This window comes from Phenylobacterium sp. (assembly GCF_035944335.1).
Lineage (GTDB): Bacteria > Pseudomonadota > Alphaproteobacteria > Caulobacterales > Caulobacteraceae > Phenylobacterium.
The window spans coordinates 184,475-200,151 of the sequence record NZ_DASZBG010000010.1; the positions used below are offsets into that span (position 1 = coordinate 184,475).

15 protein-coding genes are annotated in these 15,677 nt (G+C 69.1%); 5 read left to right on the plus strand and 10 right to left on the minus strand.

The window, feature by feature from the left end; all coding sequences use genetic code 11:
- Nucleotides 1-21: 21 nt before the first annotated feature.
- Together uvrC and pgsA are read left to right on the plus strand one after the other, a co-directional pair.
- A complete protein-coding gene (gene uvrC, locus VGT80_RS02330) occupies nucleotides 22-1,884 on the plus strand; it encodes an excinuclease ABC subunit UvrC (protein ID WP_327452537.1) in 1,863 nt (620 codons plus the stop codon).
- Nucleotides 1,885-1,934: 50 nt separating this feature from the next.
- Nucleotides 1,935-2,546 (plus strand): CDP-diacylglycerol--glycerol-3-phosphate 3-phosphatidyltransferase, encoded by a 612-nt coding sequence (gene pgsA, locus VGT80_RS02335; protein ID WP_327452539.1) that lies wholly within the window; start codon nucleotides 1,935-1,937, stop codon nucleotides 2,544-2,546.
- A gap of 4 nt (nucleotides 2,547-2,550) precedes the next feature.
- Here the strand turns inward: pgsA and VGT80_RS02340 are convergent, their stop codons facing one another.
- The 9 genes from VGT80_RS02340 to VGT80_RS02380 form a co-directional block, all read right to left on the minus strand.
- Nucleotides 2,551-3,282 carry a YceI family protein gene (locus tag VGT80_RS02340; RefSeq protein ID WP_327452541.1) on the minus strand — a complete coding sequence of 244 codons (732 nt, stop codon included), beginning with the start codon at nucleotides 3,280-3,282 and terminating at the stop codon, nucleotides 2,551-2,553.
- Nucleotides 3,283-3,310: 28 nt separating this feature from the next.
- Nucleotides 3,311-3,733 (minus strand): VOC family protein, encoded by a 423-nt coding sequence (locus VGT80_RS02345; protein ID WP_327452543.1) that lies wholly within the window; start codon nucleotides 3,731-3,733, stop codon nucleotides 3,311-3,313.
- Nucleotides 3,734-3,804: 71 nt separating this feature from the next.
- Nucleotides 3,805-5,061 (minus strand): RNA polymerase sigma factor, encoded by a 1,257-nt coding sequence (locus VGT80_RS02350; protein WP_327452544.1) that lies wholly within the window; start codon nucleotides 5,059-5,061, stop codon nucleotides 3,805-3,807.
- Nucleotides 5,058-5,450, minus strand: a complete 393-nt coding sequence (locus VGT80_RS02355; protein ID WP_327452546.1) for a YciI family protein — start codon at nucleotides 5,448-5,450, stop codon at nucleotides 5,058-5,060. The genes VGT80_RS02350 and VGT80_RS02355 overlap by 4 nt, the downstream gene beginning before the upstream one ends.
- 59 nt (nucleotides 5,451-5,509) lie before the next feature.
- Complete coding sequence (locus VGT80_RS02360) at nucleotides 5,510-5,950, minus strand: YciI family protein (protein WP_327452548.1); 441 nt, start codon at nucleotides 5,948-5,950, stop codon at nucleotides 5,510-5,512.
- Nucleotides 5,951-6,027: 77 nt separating this feature from the next.
- A complete protein-coding gene (locus VGT80_RS02365; RefSeq protein WP_327452550.1) occupies nucleotides 6,028-6,351 on the minus strand; it encodes an NIPSNAP family protein in 324 nt (107 codons plus the stop codon).
- 16 nt (nucleotides 6,352-6,367) lie between these two features.
- Nucleotides 6,368-7,744 (minus strand): L-serine ammonia-lyase, encoded by a 1,377-nt coding sequence (locus tag VGT80_RS02370; RefSeq protein ID WP_327452552.1) that lies wholly within the window; start codon nucleotides 7,742-7,744, stop codon nucleotides 6,368-6,370.
- Between the two features lie 143 nt (nucleotides 7,745-7,887).
- Nucleotides 7,888-8,781 carry a pirin family protein gene (locus VGT80_RS02375; RefSeq protein ID WP_327452554.1) on the minus strand — a complete coding sequence of 298 codons (894 nt, stop codon included), beginning with the start codon at nucleotides 8,779-8,781 and terminating at the stop codon, nucleotides 7,888-7,890.
- 30 nt (nucleotides 8,782-8,811) lie between these two features.
- Nucleotides 8,812-9,309 carry an Lrp/AsnC family transcriptional regulator gene (locus VGT80_RS02380; protein WP_327452556.1) on the minus strand — a complete coding sequence of 166 codons (498 nt, stop codon included), beginning with the start codon at nucleotides 9,307-9,309 and terminating at the stop codon, nucleotides 8,812-8,814.
- 142 nt (nucleotides 9,310-9,451) lie between these two features.
- Here VGT80_RS02380 and VGT80_RS02385 point away from each other — a divergent pair, with 142 nt between their 5' ends.
- Both VGT80_RS02385 and VGT80_RS02390 read left to right on the plus strand, forming a co-directional pair.
- Nucleotides 9,452-12,892, plus strand: coding sequence for an indolepyruvate ferredoxin oxidoreductase family protein (locus VGT80_RS02385; RefSeq protein WP_327452558.1), 3,441 nt, complete (start codon nucleotides 9,452-9,454; stop codon nucleotides 12,890-12,892).
- A gap of 83 nt (nucleotides 12,893-12,975) precedes the next feature.
- Nucleotides 12,976-13,479, plus strand: a complete 504-nt coding sequence (locus VGT80_RS02390; RefSeq protein ID WP_327452560.1) for a hypothetical protein — start codon at nucleotides 12,976-12,978, stop codon at nucleotides 13,477-13,479.
- Between the two features lie 10 nt (nucleotides 13,480-13,489).
- Here VGT80_RS02390 and VGT80_RS02395 read toward each other — a convergent pair whose 3' ends face one another.
- Nucleotides 13,490-14,659 (minus strand): serine hydrolase, encoded by a 1,170-nt coding sequence (locus tag VGT80_RS02395; protein ID WP_327452562.1) that lies wholly within the window; start codon nucleotides 14,657-14,659, stop codon nucleotides 13,490-13,492.
- Between the two features lie 100 nt (nucleotides 14,660-14,759).
- Here VGT80_RS02395 and VGT80_RS02400 point away from each other — a divergent pair.
- A partial coding sequence (locus VGT80_RS02400; protein WP_327452564.1) for an NAD(P)/FAD-dependent oxidoreductase occupies nucleotides 14,760-15,677 on the plus strand: 918 nt, incomplete at its 3' end.

Consider the following 15,677-nt stretch of genomic DNA (forward strand, 5'->3'; position numbering starts at 1 on the left):
GAGGCGCCCTATATCTCGCCCATGCTCGACACGACCGCCGCGCCCCTCAAGGGCGCGGCCCTGATCAAGGACGAGGTGAAGCGGCTGCCCGACAAGCCGGGCGTCTATCGCATGATCGGCGAGGACGCCGAGGTGCTCTATGTCGGCAAGGCGCGCTCGCTGAAGAAGCGGGTGATCCAGTACGCCCAGGGCCGCTTCCACACCCAGCGCATCGCCCACATGGTCGACCTGACCCGGGCCATGGAGTTCATCACCACCCGCACCGAGACCGACGCCCTGCTGCTTGAGATCAACCTGATCAAGCAGCTGAAGCCCCGCTTCAACGTGCTGCTCAGGGACGACAAGAGCTTCCCCGAGATCGTCATCCGCCGCGAGCACCCCGCCGCGCAGCTTCGCAAGCACCGCGGCGCCCACACCATCAAGGGCGACTACTTCGGCCCGTTCGCCAGCGCCTGGGCGGTGAACCGGACGCTGAACACCCTGCAGAAGGCGTTCCTCCTGCGCTCCTGCTCGGACAGCGTCTACGAGACCCGCACCCGGCCCTGCATGCTGCACCAGATCCGGCGCTGTTCGGCGCCCTGCACCGGCCTCGTCAGCCTCGAGGACTACCAGGGCCTCGTCGATCAGGCCGAGGCCTTCCTGCGCGGCAAGAGCCGGGCGGTGATGGGCCAGATGAGCCGGGAAATGGAAGCCGCCGCCGAAGAGCTTGAATTCGAGCGCGCCGCCAGACTGCGCGACCGCATCCGGGCGCTGGCCTCCATCGCCCAGGAGACGCAGGTCAACCCCGAGACGGTGGACGAGGCCGACGTCTTCGCCCTCTTCGCCGAGGGCGGCCAGGCCTGCGTGCAGGTGTTCTTCTTCCGCGCCGGCCAGAACTGGGGCAACCGCGCCTACTTCCCCCGTGTCGACAAGTCGGATGAGGACCCCGACGTCATGGCCGCCTTCCTCGGCCAGTTCTACGAGGACAAGCCGATCCCCAAGCTGATGTTGGTCAACATCGAGCCGTCGGAGCGCGACCTGCTCATGGAAGCCTTCGCGCTGAAGGGCGGCCGCAAGGTCGAGATCAGCCGCCCGCAACGCGGCGAGAAGCGCCAGCTGGTCGACCATGCCGTCATCAATGCGCGCGAAGCGCTCGGTCGGAAGATGGCCGAGAGCTCGGCCCAGACGAAGCTGCTGGCCGGGGTCTGCGAAGCCTTCGGCCTGGAGGCGCCGCCGGAGCGGATCGAGGTCTATGACAACAGCCACATCATGGGGACCAATGCGGTCGGCGGGATGATCGTCGCCGGCCCCGAGGGCTTCCAGAAGAACCAGTACCGGAAGTTCAACATCAAGGGGACGGACATCACCCCCGGCGACGACTTCGGGATGATGAAGGAGGTGCTGCGCCGGCGCTTCTCCAGACTGGTCAAGGAAGAGGAGGAGGGCGCGGACGCGGTGCGGCCGGATCTCGTGCTGATCGACGGCGGCGCGGGCCAGATTTCGGCGGTGATGGAGGTCATGGCCGATCTCGGCGTCGACGACATCGCCGTGGTGGGCGTCGCCAAGGGCCCCGACCGCGACGCCGGCCTCGAACGGTTCTTCATCCCCGGCAAGCCCTACTTCATGCTCGAGCCGAAGAGCCCGGTGCTCTACTACCTGCAGCGGCTGCGCGACGAGGCCCACCGCTTCGCCATCGGCACCCACCGCACGCGGCGCAGCATGGAGATGAAGCGCAATCCGCTCGACGAGATCGACGGCGTCGGCCCCGGCCGCAAGCGCGCCCTGCTGCACGCCTTCGGCTCGGCGCGCGGCGTCGCCCGCGCCTCGGTCGAGGACCTGGCCAAGGTCGAAGGCGTCAGCGAGCCGCTCGCCCAGCGCATCCACGACTTCTTCCGCAAGGCCTAGCTTAGGGACTAGGGTCGGAACCCGACCTTTGCCCGCACGCTCGGACCCGCATGAAGCACCTCCCAAACATCCTGACCTCGATGCGCCTGGTCCTGGCGCTGTTCATGTTCGTGGCGCTGGCCGCCGCGTCGGGGTCGGTGCCGGGGCTGGCCGACCGGCTGGAGCCGCCGCTGCAGTTCGCCCTCGAGCGCTGGGCGGTCTACGCCTTCGTGATCGCCGCGGTGACCGACTTCTTCGACGGCTGGCTGGCCCGCAAGCTGGACGCCACCACCGTCTGGGGCGCCATCCTCGATCCGATCGGCGACAAGGTGCTGGTCTGCGGCGCGGTGCTGGGCCTGCTGGCGCTGGGCCCCCAGCCGATGGTGGTGCTGCCCGCCGGCCTGATCCTGTTCCGCGAATTCACCGTCAGCGCGCTGCGCGAAGTCGGCGCCGGCAAGGGCGTCAAGCTGCCGGTCACCCTGCTCGCCAAGTGGAAGACCACCCTGCAGCTCACCGCGCTCGCTTTCGAGCTGGTGGTGGCGGCCTGGGGCGCCTTCAGCCTGCCCGACGGTTTGCATGACCCGGTGGCGCTGTTCGCCCACAGCCTCTTCTGGCTGGCGGCGCTCGTCACCCTGATCACCGGCGCCCAATATTGGGAGCAGACGCGCAAGGCGCTGAGCTAGCGCCTTAGCCCTTCGGCGGCGGCGCCGTCGGGGCGGGACCGGTCGGCTTGCCGCTGTGCCATTCGCTCTCGATGGCCACATCGATATGGTCGCCGACCCCGAGGTTGGTCCCGGGCGCCGGGATGCCGGAGCTGATCCCGTAGTCCGAGCGGCGGATCGTGGTCTTGCCGGAGAAGCCGACGCGGGATCCGTCGAAGGCGTTGGCCGCATAGCCGCCGTTGAAGGTGGCGTCGAGCACCACGGGCTTGGTCACCCCGTGCAGGGTGAAGTCGCCCGTCACCTTGGCGGTGTTGGCGCCCGTCACCTCGACCTTGGTCGAGCGGAAGGTGATCTGCGGGTACTTGGCGGCGTCCAGCCAGTCCTTGCCGGTGAGGGTGTCGTGGAAGCCGGGCGGCGGGCTCGGCTGGGTCAGCGACCTGGGATCGATGGTCGCCGTCACCTGCATCGCCTCCGGATGGGCCGGATCGAACTGCAGCTGGCCGTCCAGCTTGGCGAAGCCGCCGGTGTACTTCGAGAAGCCCAGGTGGCTCAGCTTGAACACCACCGTCGAGTGGGCGGGGTCGATCGCATAGGTCCCGGCCGGAGCGTCGGTCTTGCCGGCGACCACCGGCTCGCCGGTCGTCGCCGCCGCAGCCGTGGTCGTGTTGGTCGTGGTGTTGGTCGCGATGGTCGCCGATTTCGAACAGGCGGCCAGCGCCAGCAAGGCTGCCGCGGCGGCGGTCGTGGTCGTCTTCATGGAGTTCCTCCCCCGCCGCAGCGGTTTGCTATTTCTTCGGCGTGTTGAAGGCCCATTCCACCCCGAACGGGTCGCGGACCGTGCCCCAGCGGGCGCCCCAGAACATGTCGGCGATCGGGTTGACCACCTGGGCGCCGGCCTTGATCGCCCGATCGGCCCAGGCGTCCGCGTCGTCGACCTCCAGCGTCAGCATGAAGCCGGCCGGCGCGACGAAGGGCGCGCCATGCTCCGGAAACGGGTCGCTCAGCATCACCGAGCCGTCGTTGATGTAGAGGTGGATGTGCATGAACTTGCCGCCATCGGGCGTGCTCACGCGCGACACCTCCTGCGCCCCGAAGGCCGCCTGATAGAAGGCCGACGCCTTGGCCGCGCCGTCGATGGTCAGATAGGGCGAGACGCCGCCTTTCACCTGCGGCTGGACGGCGGGGGCTTCCAGGGTCTCGGTGGTCATTTCGGATTCCTCCTGTTTCTTCCCCAAGGACGAACATCCGCAGCCGCCGCCGACAGCAGGCCGTCGAAATCTCACGCCGTGGCGCTGTCGCGCAGCAGCCGGTCGAGATGCTGTCGGATATGGGCCGCCTCGGCCACCGTGTTGGCGAGCGCGATGGCGTGGTCGAAGGCCGTGCGCGCCTCGGCCGTGCGCCCGAGCTGCATCAGGAGCGCGCCCTTCAGGCCGAAGAAGTGGAAATAGCCGCCGAGCGGCGCCTCCAGCGGCTCGATGAGGGCGAGCGCGACCTCGGGCCCGGCCACCTTGGCGACCGCGACGGCGCGGTTGAGGGTGATCACTGGCGAAGGCTGCATCTGCTCGAGCGCGCGGTAGAGCGCCTCGATCTGCGCCCAGTCGGTGTCGGCGGCGCGCGGGGCGCGCGCGTGCAGGGCCGCGATCGCCGACTGCACCTGATAGGGCCCGGGCCGGTTGTGGCGCATGGCCTTGTCGATCAGCGCCAGGCCCTCGTTGATCAGCTCCTTGTTCCAGAGCGACCTGTCCTGGTCCTCCAGGAGCACCACATTGCCTTCCGCGTCGAAGCGCGCGGCGCAGCGGCTGTTCTGCAGCACCAGGAGCGCGCTCAGGCCCATCACCTCCGGCTCCGAGGGGAACAGCCGCTGCAGCAGGCGCGCCAGCCGGATCGCCTCATCGCACAGCGGGATGCGCGCGACGGCGTCCTTGGCGGCGGTGGAATAGCCCTCGTTGAACACCAGGTAGATCATCGCCATCACCGCCACGAGGCGCCCGTCGCGCTCCTCCGGCGTGGGCGTCTCGAAGGGCGTGTCGCCGGCCCCGACCTGGCGCTTGGCCCGCGTGATCCGCTGCTCCATGGCCGCTTCGGAAACCAGGAAGGCGCGGGCGATCTGCTTCACCGACAGCCCTGACACGACCCGCAGGGCAAGCGCGATCTGCTGGGTCGCCGGCAGTTTCGGATGGCAGCAGATGAACAGCAGGCGCAGGATATCGTCGCGGTAGTTGGCGGTGTCGAGCCGCTCGGCCATCGGCGTCTCGACGTCCTCGAGGTCGGACAGCACGTCCTCGGACGGCAGCTCGGTCTGCCGGTTGCGGCGGCGCGCCTGGTCGAGGGCGGCGTTGCGGCCGACCATGATCAGCCAGGCGGCCGGGTCGCGCGGCGGCCCGTTCTGCGGCCAGGCCTTCAGGGCCCGCAGGCAGGCGTCCTGATAGGCTTCCTCTGCGGTCTCGAGGTCGCGGAAATAGCGCAGCAGGGCGCCGATCGCCTGGGGGCGGGCCGAGGTGAGGGCCCCCTCGATCCAGGCGAGGTCGCCGCTCATGCGTGTTCCGTGGCCGTGGCGGTCTGCGGCAGGGCGCCGGGCAGGAACAGGCGGATCGGGCGGATCTCGTAGGAGCCGCCGGGATTGGCCGCCCCCAGGTCCTTGGCGATGGCCACCGCCTCGTCGAGGTTTTCCACGTCGACGACGTAGAAGCCCAAGAGCTGCTCCTTGGTCTCGGCGAACGGGCCGTCGATCACCACGGGCGGATCGGACTTGCGCAGCGTCGCGGCCGTGGTCGTCGCCATCAGCCGCAGCGACGGTCCGAGCTTGCCGGCGTCGTGCAGCTTGCTCTGCACCTTGTGCAGGCGGTCCATGACCGCGTCGTCCTCGGCCTGACTCCAGGAGAAGACCACGTCTTCGGAGTTGTAGCAGAGCAGGGCGTAGAGCATGGGGGCCTCGCTGTGATGGCTTTGGCCGGACGGTAGGCCCGACCTCCGCGGAGGTCGAGCTAGGCCGGGGTCCTCGGCGCGTTGCGCTGCTGCGCCTCGCGCCAGGCCTGTTCCTGGGCGATGGCCTCGTCCGAGGCCAGGCCCTGGAAGTCTTCCGGCTCTTGGAAGGGCCGCAGTTCGACTTCGCCCTCGTCGAAGGGAATCCGCTTGGCCCATGACAGCGCCTCGGCCATGTCCTTGCACTTGATCAGCCAGTAGCCGGCGATGAGCTCCTTGGTCTCGGCGAAGGGGCCGTCGGTCACCAGAGTGTTCCCGCGGCCGGCGAAGCGGATCCGCTTGCCTTCGGAGCTGGGCTTGAGGCCCGCGCCGTCGAGCATGACGCCCGCGGCGATCATCTCGTTGTTGAAGGCCGCCATGTCGGCGAACATCTTCTCGGCGTCCGGCGGGAACTCACCGTTCTCCGACATCGGCGTGGCCTTCACGATCATCAGGTAGCGCATGTCCGCACCCTCCAGGTTCATCGACCCAAGGACGAATAGCACGCGACCAGTCCGACAGGCTTGAGCCCAATCTTTCGTCAGGCCGGCGGCGGCACCTTGAAGAAGGGCGCGGGCGTCAGGATCTCGTTCTCCTGCTTGGTGACCAGGGGGCCGATCTCGCGGACATAGGCCAGCCATTCCTCGTCGGCCCAGAGCGCGGCGCGACGCTCGGTTCGCGCCTCGAAGCTGTCGTAGGCCCACATGTGGATGACCTTGTTCAGTCCGCCCACCTCGACCGCATAGTAGCCCACCAGATGGCCGAGGATGCGCTTCTGAACGGCCAGGCCCTTCTCGCCATAGGTCTTGAAGTAGCGGCCCGTCGCGCCCAGCGCGAGGGTGTAGGTGCGCATCTCGACGATCATCGGACCGGTCCCCGTCTCAGCATTCCGCCAGGTTGACCGCCAGGCCGCCCAGCGAGGTTTCCTTGTAGATCGAGCTCATGTCCTCGCCGGTCCGCTTCATGGTGGCGATGACCTTGTCGAGGCTGACGGTGTGCTCGCCGTTGCCGAGCATCGCCAGCCGCATGGCGTCGATGGCCTTCACCGCGCCCATGGCGTTGCGCTCGATGCAGGGAATCTGCACCAGGCCGCCGATCGGGTCGCAGGTCAGGCCGAGGTTGTGCTCCATGGCGATCTCTGCGGCGTTCTCGATCTGGGCGTTGGAGGCGCCCAGCGCCGCCGCCAGGCCGGCCGCGGCCATCGAGCAGGCGACGCCCACCTCGCCCTGGCAGCCGACCTCGGCGCCGGAGATCGAGGCCCGGGTCTTGTAGAGCGAACCGATGGCCGCCGCGGTGAGCAGGAAGGTGCGCCGCCCTTCGGGCGTGCCCTGGTGGAAACGATCGTAGTAGCGCAGCACCGCGGGCAGCAGGCCGGCCGCGCCGTTGGTGGGGGCGGTGACCACCTTGCCGCCGGCGGCGTTCTCCTCGTTCACCGCCAGGGCCCAGAGGTTCACCCAGTCCAGGGCCGCCAGCGGATCGGCGATCCGCTTGTCGGCGTCGCACATCAGGTTGGTCAGCACCTGGCGGGCGCGGCGCTGCACCTTCAGGCCGCCGGGCAGCACGCCGTCGGTGCGCACGCCGCGCTCGATGCAGGCGAACATGGCCCGCGTGATCTCATCGAGGCCGGCCAGCACCTCCGCCTGCGGCCGCGCGGCGGTCTCGTTGGCCAGCACCAGCTCGGCGATCGTCAGGTCCGCGGCGGCGGCCTTTTCCAGCAGCTCGGCGCCGGATTCGAACGGATAGGGCAGCGGCGGGCCGCTCTCGGCCGGCGCGTTTTGGCCCATCTCGTCCTCGTCGCGGACGAAGCCGCCGCCGATGGAGAAATAGGTGCGCGCATCGAGCGTCTTGCCCTCGGCGTCCAGGGCCTCGAACTTGAGCGCGTTGGGATGTTGCGGCAGGCGCGTGCGGCCTTCCCAGATGAGGTCGCGGGCCTCGTCGAAGGCGATCTCGCGCTCGCCGCCCAGATTCAGACGCTGGCGCTCGCGCACCTGGGCGACCGTGCGGTCGGCCTCGTCCGGATCGAGCTTGCGCGGCTCGAAGCCCGCGAGCCCCAGGATCACCGCGCGGTCGGTGGCGTGGCCGCGGCCGGTCAGCGCGAGGGAGGCATAGAGCGTCGTCTCCACCCGCGCGGTCCTGGCCAAGAGCCCGCCGCTGCGCAGCCGGTCGAGGAACCGGCAGGCGGCGGTCATCGGCCCCATGGTGTGGGAGCTGGACGGCCCGATGCCGAGTTTGAAGAGGTCGAAGACGCTGACGGTCAACTTTTACTCCGCTCGTCCCGGCGAAGGCCGGGAGCCAGATGGAATAGCTCAGAAGCGAGTTCTAGGTGCGCAGAGCCCATCCAACCAGCCCGGCGCAATGAGATCTGGGTCCCGGCCTTCGCCGGATGAGCGGCAATGGAAATCTAGCTCATCGGTTGGGCGGGCGGCGGCGGGTCGCCGGGGAGCGGCGTGAACTCCTGGTCGTCGCCGTCGGGCAGCTTCATGCGGCCGGCCCGCCAGTCGGCCTTGGCCTGCTCGATCCGCTCCTTCGACGAGGCGACGAAGTTCCACTCGATGAACCGCGCGCCCACCGGCTCGCCGCCCAGCAGCATGACGATGGCCGGGGTCACCGCGGTGATCGCGACCGGCTGGCCCGGCTGGAACACCGCCATCTGGCCTTGCTGGATCTGGCGGCCGTCGATCTCGACGATCCCCTGCGCCACATAGGCCGCGCGCTCCGGATATTCGGCCGGCAGCTGGGCGGTCGCCCCGGCGTCGAGCCGCCAGTGGGCGTAGAACAGGGGCGAGTGGGTCTTCACCTTGGCTTCGGCCCCGAAGGCCTTGCCCGCGATCAGCCGCGCCCACAGGCCGTCGCCCTCGTAGGTCGGCAGGTCGGCGGCCGGGTGGTGGAAGAAGCCGGGATCGGTCTCCTCCGCCTCGAGCGGCAGGGCGACCCAGGCCTGGATTCCGTGCATCGGCCCGCCGTGGGCGCGCAGTTCCTCGAACCGCTCGGAATGGGTGATCCCCTTGCCGGCGGTCATCCAGTTGACCTCGCCGGGATGGATCTCCTGGAGCGAGCCCACGCTGTCGCGATGGGTGATCCCGCCCTCGAACAGATAGGTGACCGTCGACAGGCCGATGTGCGGATGCGGCCGCACATCGACGCTGCGCGGGAACCCCGCCTGGAACTCCGCCGGCCCCATGTGGTCGAAGAAGATGAAGGGCCCGACCATCTTGCCGCCGTGGTGGGGCAGGACGCGGCCGACCTCGAATCCGCCGAGATCCTTTCGCCGCTGGTCGATCACGAGCTCGATCATGCAGGAACTCCGCGCGCTGGAGCGAAGCTCTCAGCCTTGCGCGCTTATATAGGGGCTGACGAGTCCGAGGGGGGCGGCGGTGGTGTTCTTCACCGAGCGGATGACGATCCGGCTTTCGATGTTGGAAACCAGGCCCAGCGACAGGATCTTGTCGCGCAGGAAGTCGTCGAAGGCGTGCATGTCGCGGGTGACCACCCGCAGCTCGTAGTCGGCCGATCCGGTGACCGTGGCGCATTGCACCACTTCCGGCAGCTTGGTGATCGCGGTCTCGAAGGAGTCGAGGTTTTCCTTGGTGGGGAGCGACAGCTTGACGGTGCAATAGACCTCGAAACCCAATCCTAAGAGATCTCGGTCGAGGATGGTCACGCGCCGCTGAATCACGCCGGCGTCTTCCAGGCGTTTGATGCGCCGCCAGCAGGGGCTCGAGGACAATCCGACCCGATCGGCGATCTCGGCGACCGAAAGGGCCGCGTCGTGCTGGATCAGGTCCAGAATCTTAGCATCGACCGAGTCCAGGGTCTCCGACAACTTTTCCTCCTTCTCTCGCGCCTTAGCTGCGTTGTTCTTGCCCCGGAACCCGAGGGGTAGGGCACGCTTTTGGCAAGCAATTGCCGTGATCTTATATGATCCTTCCAAAGCTGGGGAAGGGCCCGAAAGGAAAGAAATTGCGATGCGGCACACAGAAGTGACGCTCGACGACAAATTTCTCCTCACGGAGGGCCGCGTCTTCATTACCGGCGTGCAGGCGCTTTTGCGGGTTCTGATGGACCAGCATCGGCTGGATGCCGCCGCCGGCCTGAACACCGCCGGCTTCGTTTCCGGCTACCGCGGATCGCCGCTCGGCGGGCTCGACCAGCAGGCGCACCGCGCCGAGAAATTCCTCAAGGAAGCCGGCGTCGTCTTCAAGGAAGGCCTCAACGAGGATCTGGCCGCCACCGCCGTCTGGGGCAGCCAGCAGGCGAACCTGTTCCCCGGCGCCCGCTACGACGGCGTCTACGGCATGTGGTACGGCAAGGCCCCCGGCGTCGACCGCACCGGAGACGCCTTCAAGCACGCCAATTTCGCCGGCGTCTGGCCCAAGGGCGGCGTGCTGGCCGTGGCCGGCGACGACCACCTCTGCAAATCCTCGACCCTGCCGTCCCAGTCGGAATACGCCTTCCAGGATTTCGAGATGCCGGTGCTGTCGCCGGCCGACGTGCAGGAGGTGCTGGACTACGGCCTTCTCGGCTACGCCATGAGCCGATTCTCCGGCCTGTGGGTGGGGCTGATCGCGCTGGCCGACACCATGGATTCCGGCACGACCATCGACGTGTCGCTGGACCGCCACCGGATCATCATCCCCGACAACTTCCGCATGCCGCCCGGCGGGCTGGGCATTCGCGTGAAGGACCAGCCGCTCGACAAGGAGCGGCGCCTGCGCACCCTGAAGCTCCCCGCGGCCCTGGCCTTCGCCCGCGCCAATCGCATCGACCGGGTGGTGCTCGCCGCAGCCCGGCCGCGGCTGGGCATCGTCTGCCAGGGTCAGGCCTACAAGGACGTGGTCGAAGCCTTCGCGGCCATGGGCATCAGCCTCTCCGAAGCCGCCGACCTGGGCGTCGCCATCTACAAGGTCGGCATGCCCTGGCCGCTGGAGCCGGCCGGCATCCGCAATTTCGCCGCCGGCCTCGAGACCCTGATGGTCATCGAGCACAAGCGCCCGCTGGTGGAGACCCAGGCGCGCGCGACGCTCTACGACCTGCCCGCCCACGCCCGGCCGCGGATCATCGGCAAGACCGACGAGCACGGCCACCCGCTGCTTTCCGAACTCGGCTCCCTGTCGGTCGCGGAGATCGCCCTGGCCATCGCCGACCGCCTGCCGCCGGGCCCGCACATGGAGCGGGTGCACGACTATCTGAGCCGCGTCTCGGCCGCCTCCATGGCCGCGGTGACCCTGTCGTCGGACCAGCAGCGCAAGCCCTACTTCTGCTCGGGCTGCCCGCACAACACCTCGACCCGCCTGCCGGAGGGCTCCCGGGCGCTGGCCGGCATCGGCTGCCACTACATGGCCAGCTTCAACGACCCCTCGACCGACCTCACCAGCCACATGGGCGGCGAGGGCCTGACCTGGGCCGGGGCCCACTCCTTCACCACGGAGAAGCACGTCTTCGTCAACCTGGGCGACGGCACCTACAACCACTCGGGCTCGCTCGCCATCCGCGGCTCGATCGCGATGCGCGCCAACATCACCTACAAGCTGCTGTTCAACGACGCCGTCGCCATGACCGGCGGCCAGGCGGCCGAGAGCGGCTTCAGCCCCGCCCAGATCACCCGCCAGCTCGCCGCCGAGGGCGTGAAGAAGATCGTCATCGTGGCCGCCGAGCCGGAGCGCTACGAGGCCGTCACCGACCTGGCGCCCGGCGTCGAGGTGAAGCCCCGCGCCGACCTCATGAAGGTGCAGCGCGAGCTGCGCGACACCGAGGGCGTGACGGTCCTGCTCTACGACCAGGTCTGCGCCACCGAAAAGCGCCGCCGTCGCAAGCGCGGCAAGCTGGCCGCCGCCCCGCGCCGGGTGATGATCAACCCCCTGGTCTGCGAAGGCTGCGGCGACTGTTCGAAGACCTCGCACTGCGTTTCCGTCGAGCCGCTGAACACCGAGTTCGGCCGCAAGCGGAAGATCAACCAGTCGAGCTGCAACCAGGACTACACCTGCCTGGACGGCTTCTGCCCGTCGTTCATCACCCTGGAAGGCGCCGAGAACGCGCACCGCGAGGCCATGCCGGCGCTGACAGCCGAGGCCACGCCGCTGCCGGCCTTCGAGACCTTCCCCGAGGTCCAGAACATCGTCTTCACCGGCGTCGGCGGCACGGGCGTGACCACCGTCGCCTCGATTCTGGCCATGGCGGCCCACGTCGACGGCCGCGCGGCCTCCGTGGTGGACATGACCGGCCTGGCGCAGAAGGGCGGGGCGGTGTTCAGCCACGTGCGGATCGGCGAGGCGGAGGAGACCACGGTCGGCGGCCGCATCCCGGCGGCGAGTGCGAACGTGCTGATCGCCTGTGACATCCTGGTGGCGGCGGGCCCCGACGCGCTCGCGCTCTACGCCAAGGACCGCACGGTGGCGATCGGCAACTCCGACTTCGCGCCCACCGCCGACTTCGTCACCGAGCGCGACGTGCGCTTCGACGCCGAGGCCCAGGCCCGCCGCATCCAGGCGGCGGTGAAGAGCTACGACCAGGCGCCGGCCCAGAACCTCGCCGTCAACAACCTGGGCGATGCGATCTACGCCAACATGATCATGCTGGGCTTCGCCTGGCAGAAGGGCGTGATCCCGGTCTCCAGCCGTGCGCTCTATCGCGCCATCCGCCTGAACGGCGTGGACGCCGAGGCCAACCTCCAGGCCTTCGAGCTGGGCCGCAAGGCCGCCCACGATCCGCAGGCCCGCGGCAAGCGGGAAGACGACGTGCCCACGCCGGAGACCATGCCGCTGGACGAGCTGATCGCCCACCGGACGGCCGAGCTGACGGCCTATCAGAACGCCGCCTACGCCAGGCGCTATGCCGACCAGGTGGCCAAGGTCCGCGCGGCCGAGGCGCCCCTGGGCGCCGAGGCCCTGACCCGCGCCGTGGCCGTCAACCTCTACAAGCTGATGGCCTACAAGGACGAGTACGAGGTGGCCCGCCTCTACACCGACGGCCGCTTCGCCGCCTATCGGGCCGGCACCTTCAAGGGCGGCAAGGCCAAGGTCTGGCTGTCGCCGCCACTGCTGGCGCCCAAGGACTCCGAGGGCCGGCCGAAGAAGATCGCCTTCGGCGGCTGGATGATCGACGCCGCCTTCCCGGCGCTCGCGAAACTGAAAGGCCTGCGCGGCACGGCCTTCGACCTGTTCGGCTACACGCCGGAGCGGAAGATGGAGCGCGGGCTGATCGCCGACTATGAGGCCGCCGTCACCCGGCTGGCGGAAGGCCTCACGCCCGGGCGCCTGGCCACCGCGGTCAGGATCGCCACCATCCCGCAGCAGATCCGCGGCTACGGCCACATCAAGGAGGCCTCCGTCGGTCCCGCCAAGGCCGAGGAGAAGCGGCTGTGGAAAGAGTGGGACAACGTCGCGGTGCGGGAACCCGTGCCCGCCTAGCACCCGCGGCTTCAGCAGACAGCTTGACGCGGAAAGTTACACGCGTAGTCTAAGTTACATCTGTAGCTTGGATAGGACGGCCCATGGCGCGGGACTACGGCGGGGTCGATCTGCCCAGATGGCGCCGCGGCCAGCGCGGGCTGTTCCTGCGCCACTGGATCTCGCAGATTCTGCTGGTCGGCGGCTTCCTGGTGTTCGCCGCCCTGCCGACGGCGTTCGCGATCTCCGGTGGCTTCCATTCGGACAAGCCGAACTTCGAAACCCAGGCGCCCGGTCCGCCCTGCCGCGAGATCGGCGAGGCGGAGTTCGACCGCGGCTGGAACGACCCGCCGCACCGCTTCAGCTTCGGCGCCGCCACCTTCGCCCGCCGTCGCGGCGACGCCGACTGCACGGCGCGCGCCCCCGGCGGCGTGGGCCCGGCCTTCGCCACCTGCAACTTCGACGCGCCGTGGGCGATCGCGGCGACCTTCGACGGCAAGACCCGCTGGTGGAGCGTGGCCGGCGGCTATAGCGCCACCGTCGATGCCCGCCGCTCGGGCCTCACCTGCCGGGTCACCGGCAAGTTCCACTACTATCCGGGGACGTGAGGCGAGGCGGCTATTTCGCCGCCTTCAGGACAGCTCCCAGCATCGCGTTGCGCGCCGCCGACAATTCCCGGCCGGTGGCGGCGGGCCAGGCGGGGTTCTGCACCACGATCACCCGCTCGCTGCGGAAGGTGGTGATCGACTGGCCGAAGATGCCGACGGCGTCGTAGCGGTCGGCCGAGCGCACCCACCAGAAGTAGCCATAGCCGCCCGCGGGGTCCTTCTCGCCGTTGTCGATCTGCTTCGAGGTCGCTTCCGCCACCCAGCCCGCAGGCACGATGCGTTTGCCGCCCGCCTTGCCGCCGTCGAGGATGAACTGGCCCACGCGGGCGTAGTCCCGCAGCGTTATGGAGATGCAGCAGCCGCCCCGCTCGTGGCCCGCGAGGTCGGTCATCCAGACGGCGTCGCGCTCCATGCCATAGGGCCGCCAGATCTTCTCCGAGGCGTATTGCGCCAGCGGCTTGCCGACCGCGTTGGAAACCAAGATGCCCACCAGGTCCGTCTCGCCGGTGTTGTAGTTGAACTTCGATCCCGGCGGGTTGGCGCGCGGCAGCTTACGCAGATAGCTGACGATCGGATCGACGCCCGACTCGAGGATCGCCGTGCCGGCCACCGCCACGTCGGACTTCAGGTCGGCGTAGTCCTCGTTCCACTTCACCCCCGAGCTCATCATCAGCATCTGGCGGACGCTGACGCCGTCGTAGGCCGAGCCCTTCAGCTCAGGGATGTAGTCGGTGACCGGCGCGTCCAGGCCCTTGATCTTGCCGTCCTGGATGGCCGCGCCCACCAGGGTCGAGGTCACCGACTTGGCCACCGAGAACGACGTCCAGCGGTCGGCGGGCCCCCGGCCAAGGGCGTAGCGTTCCAGCACGATCTGGCCGTCCTCCAGCACCAGCAGGCCGGAGACGCGATAGGCCTTCATGTAGTCGTCGACGGTCCAGGTCTTGCCGTCGTAGTCGAACGTCGGATCGATCTGCCGGGCCGCTTTCGGCAACGGGTGGACCTTGGCGCCGCGTTTGATGGTGTGGACCTTGTAGATCGTCTCGATGGTCCGGTATCCGGTCGCCTGCTGGCTGTCCTTCCAGGTGAGGATGCTGGGCGTCGGCGGATGGATCGGCGTCTGGGCGAGCGCGGGAGCCGCCAGCAGGAGGATGGCCGCAGCGGCGGCAACGGTGCGCGTCATGGATGTCGCCCTCGTCCTTTGCGGCGACGCTTAGCAGGCCGGCCACGCCATTGCACCGCTTGGGTTCCTTTCCGGCGGCAAGCACGTTAGCCAGGGGCCGATGGCTGAGTTCGATTTCGATGCCGTGGTGGTGGGCGCCGGCGCCGTGGGCCTGGCGTGCGCCTATGCGCTCGGCCAGCGGGGCCTGAGCGTGGCCGTGCTGGAGCAGGAGAAGGCGATCGGCCAGGGCGTCTCCTCACGCAATTCCGAGGTGGTCCACGGCGGCCTCTACTATCCGACCGGCTCGCTGAAGGCGCGGCTCTGCGTGCAGGGCCGCCGGCGGCTCTACGCCTTCCTCGACGCCCACCACGTGACCTACGACCGCTGCGGCAAGATCGTGGTCGCCACGGCGCCCGACGAGGTAGAGCGCCTTGACGTCATCCTCGAACAGGCCCGCACCAACGACGTCGAAGGCATGGCCAAGCTCTCCAAGGCCCAGGTGGCCGAACTCGAGCCCGATCTCAAGTGCGAGGCCGCGCTGATCTCGCCGCAGAGCGGGGTCTTCGACAGCCACGGCTATATGCTGGCCTTGCAAGGCGAGATCGAGGCCGCGGGCGGGGCGGTGGTGCTCTCCACGCCCTTCGAGGGCGCGACGCCGCTAGGAGGCGGCGGGTTCGAGGTCCGCGCCGGCGGGGCGGAGCCGGCGACGCTCACCGTCCGCTACCTGGTCACCGCGCCCGGCCTCTCGGCCCAGGCGGTCGCCGCCAGGATCGAGGGCTTCCCCGCCGATCGGATTCCGGCCGGTCACTACGGCAAGGGCCGCTACTTCCGGCTGGCCGGCAAGGCGCCCTTTTCCCACCTGATCTATCCGCCGCCGATCCACGGGGCGCTCGGCACCCATTACCGCCGCGACCTCGGCGGCCAGGCGGTGTTCGGGCCGGACCTGATCTTCGTGGATGAGCTGGATTACAGCGTCGACCCGGCCGCGGCCGACGCCTTCGCCCAATACATCCGCAAGTTCTGGCCGGGCCTGCCCGAC

Bases quoted from the DNA above. Each gene is read 5' to 3' on its own strand.
- uvrC (WP_327452537.1), top strand. From the start codon at position 22: ATGCTCGACACGACCGCCGCGCCCCTCAAGGGCGCGGCCCTGATCAAG.
- VGT80_RS02360 (WP_327452548.1), bottom strand. From the start codon at position 5,950: ATGCGCTACCTGATGATCGTGAAGGCCACGCCGATGTCGGAGAACGGT.
- VGT80_RS02365 (WP_327452550.1), bottom strand. From the start codon at position 6,351: ATGATCGTCGAGATGCGCACCTACACCCTCGCGCTGGGCGCGACGGGC.
- VGT80_RS02385 (WP_327452558.1), top strand. From the start codon at position 9,452: ATGCGGCACACAGAAGTGACGCTCGACGACAAATTTCTCCTCACGGAG.
- VGT80_RS02350 (WP_327452544.1), bottom strand. From the start codon at position 5,061: ATGAGCGGCGACCTCGCCTGGATCGAGGGGGCCCTCACCTCGGCCCGC.
- VGT80_RS02355 (WP_327452546.1), bottom strand. From the start codon at position 5,450: ATGCTCTACGCCCTGCTCTGCTACAACTCCGAAGACGTGGTCTTCTCC.
- VGT80_RS02345 (WP_327452543.1), bottom strand. From the start codon at position 3,733: ATGACCACCGAGACCCTGGAAGCCCCCGCCGTCCAGCCGCAGGTGAAA.
- VGT80_RS02375 (WP_327452554.1), bottom strand. From the start codon at position 8,781: ATGATCGAGCTCGTGATCGACCAGCGGCGAAAGGATCTCGGCGGATTC.
- VGT80_RS02395 (WP_327452562.1), bottom strand. From the start codon at position 14,659: ATGACGCGCACCGTTGCCGCCGCTGCGGCCATCCTCCTGCTGGCGGCT.
- pgsA (WP_327452539.1), top strand. From the start codon at position 1,935: ATGAAGCACCTCCCAAACATCCTGACCTCGATGCGCCTGGTCCTGGCG.
- VGT80_RS02390 (WP_327452560.1), top strand. From the start codon at position 12,976: ATGGCGCGGGACTACGGCGGGGTCGATCTGCCCAGATGGCGCCGCGGC.
- VGT80_RS02340 (WP_327452541.1), bottom strand. From the start codon at position 3,282: ATGAAGACGACCACGACCGCCGCCGCGGCAGCCTTGCTGGCGCTGGCC.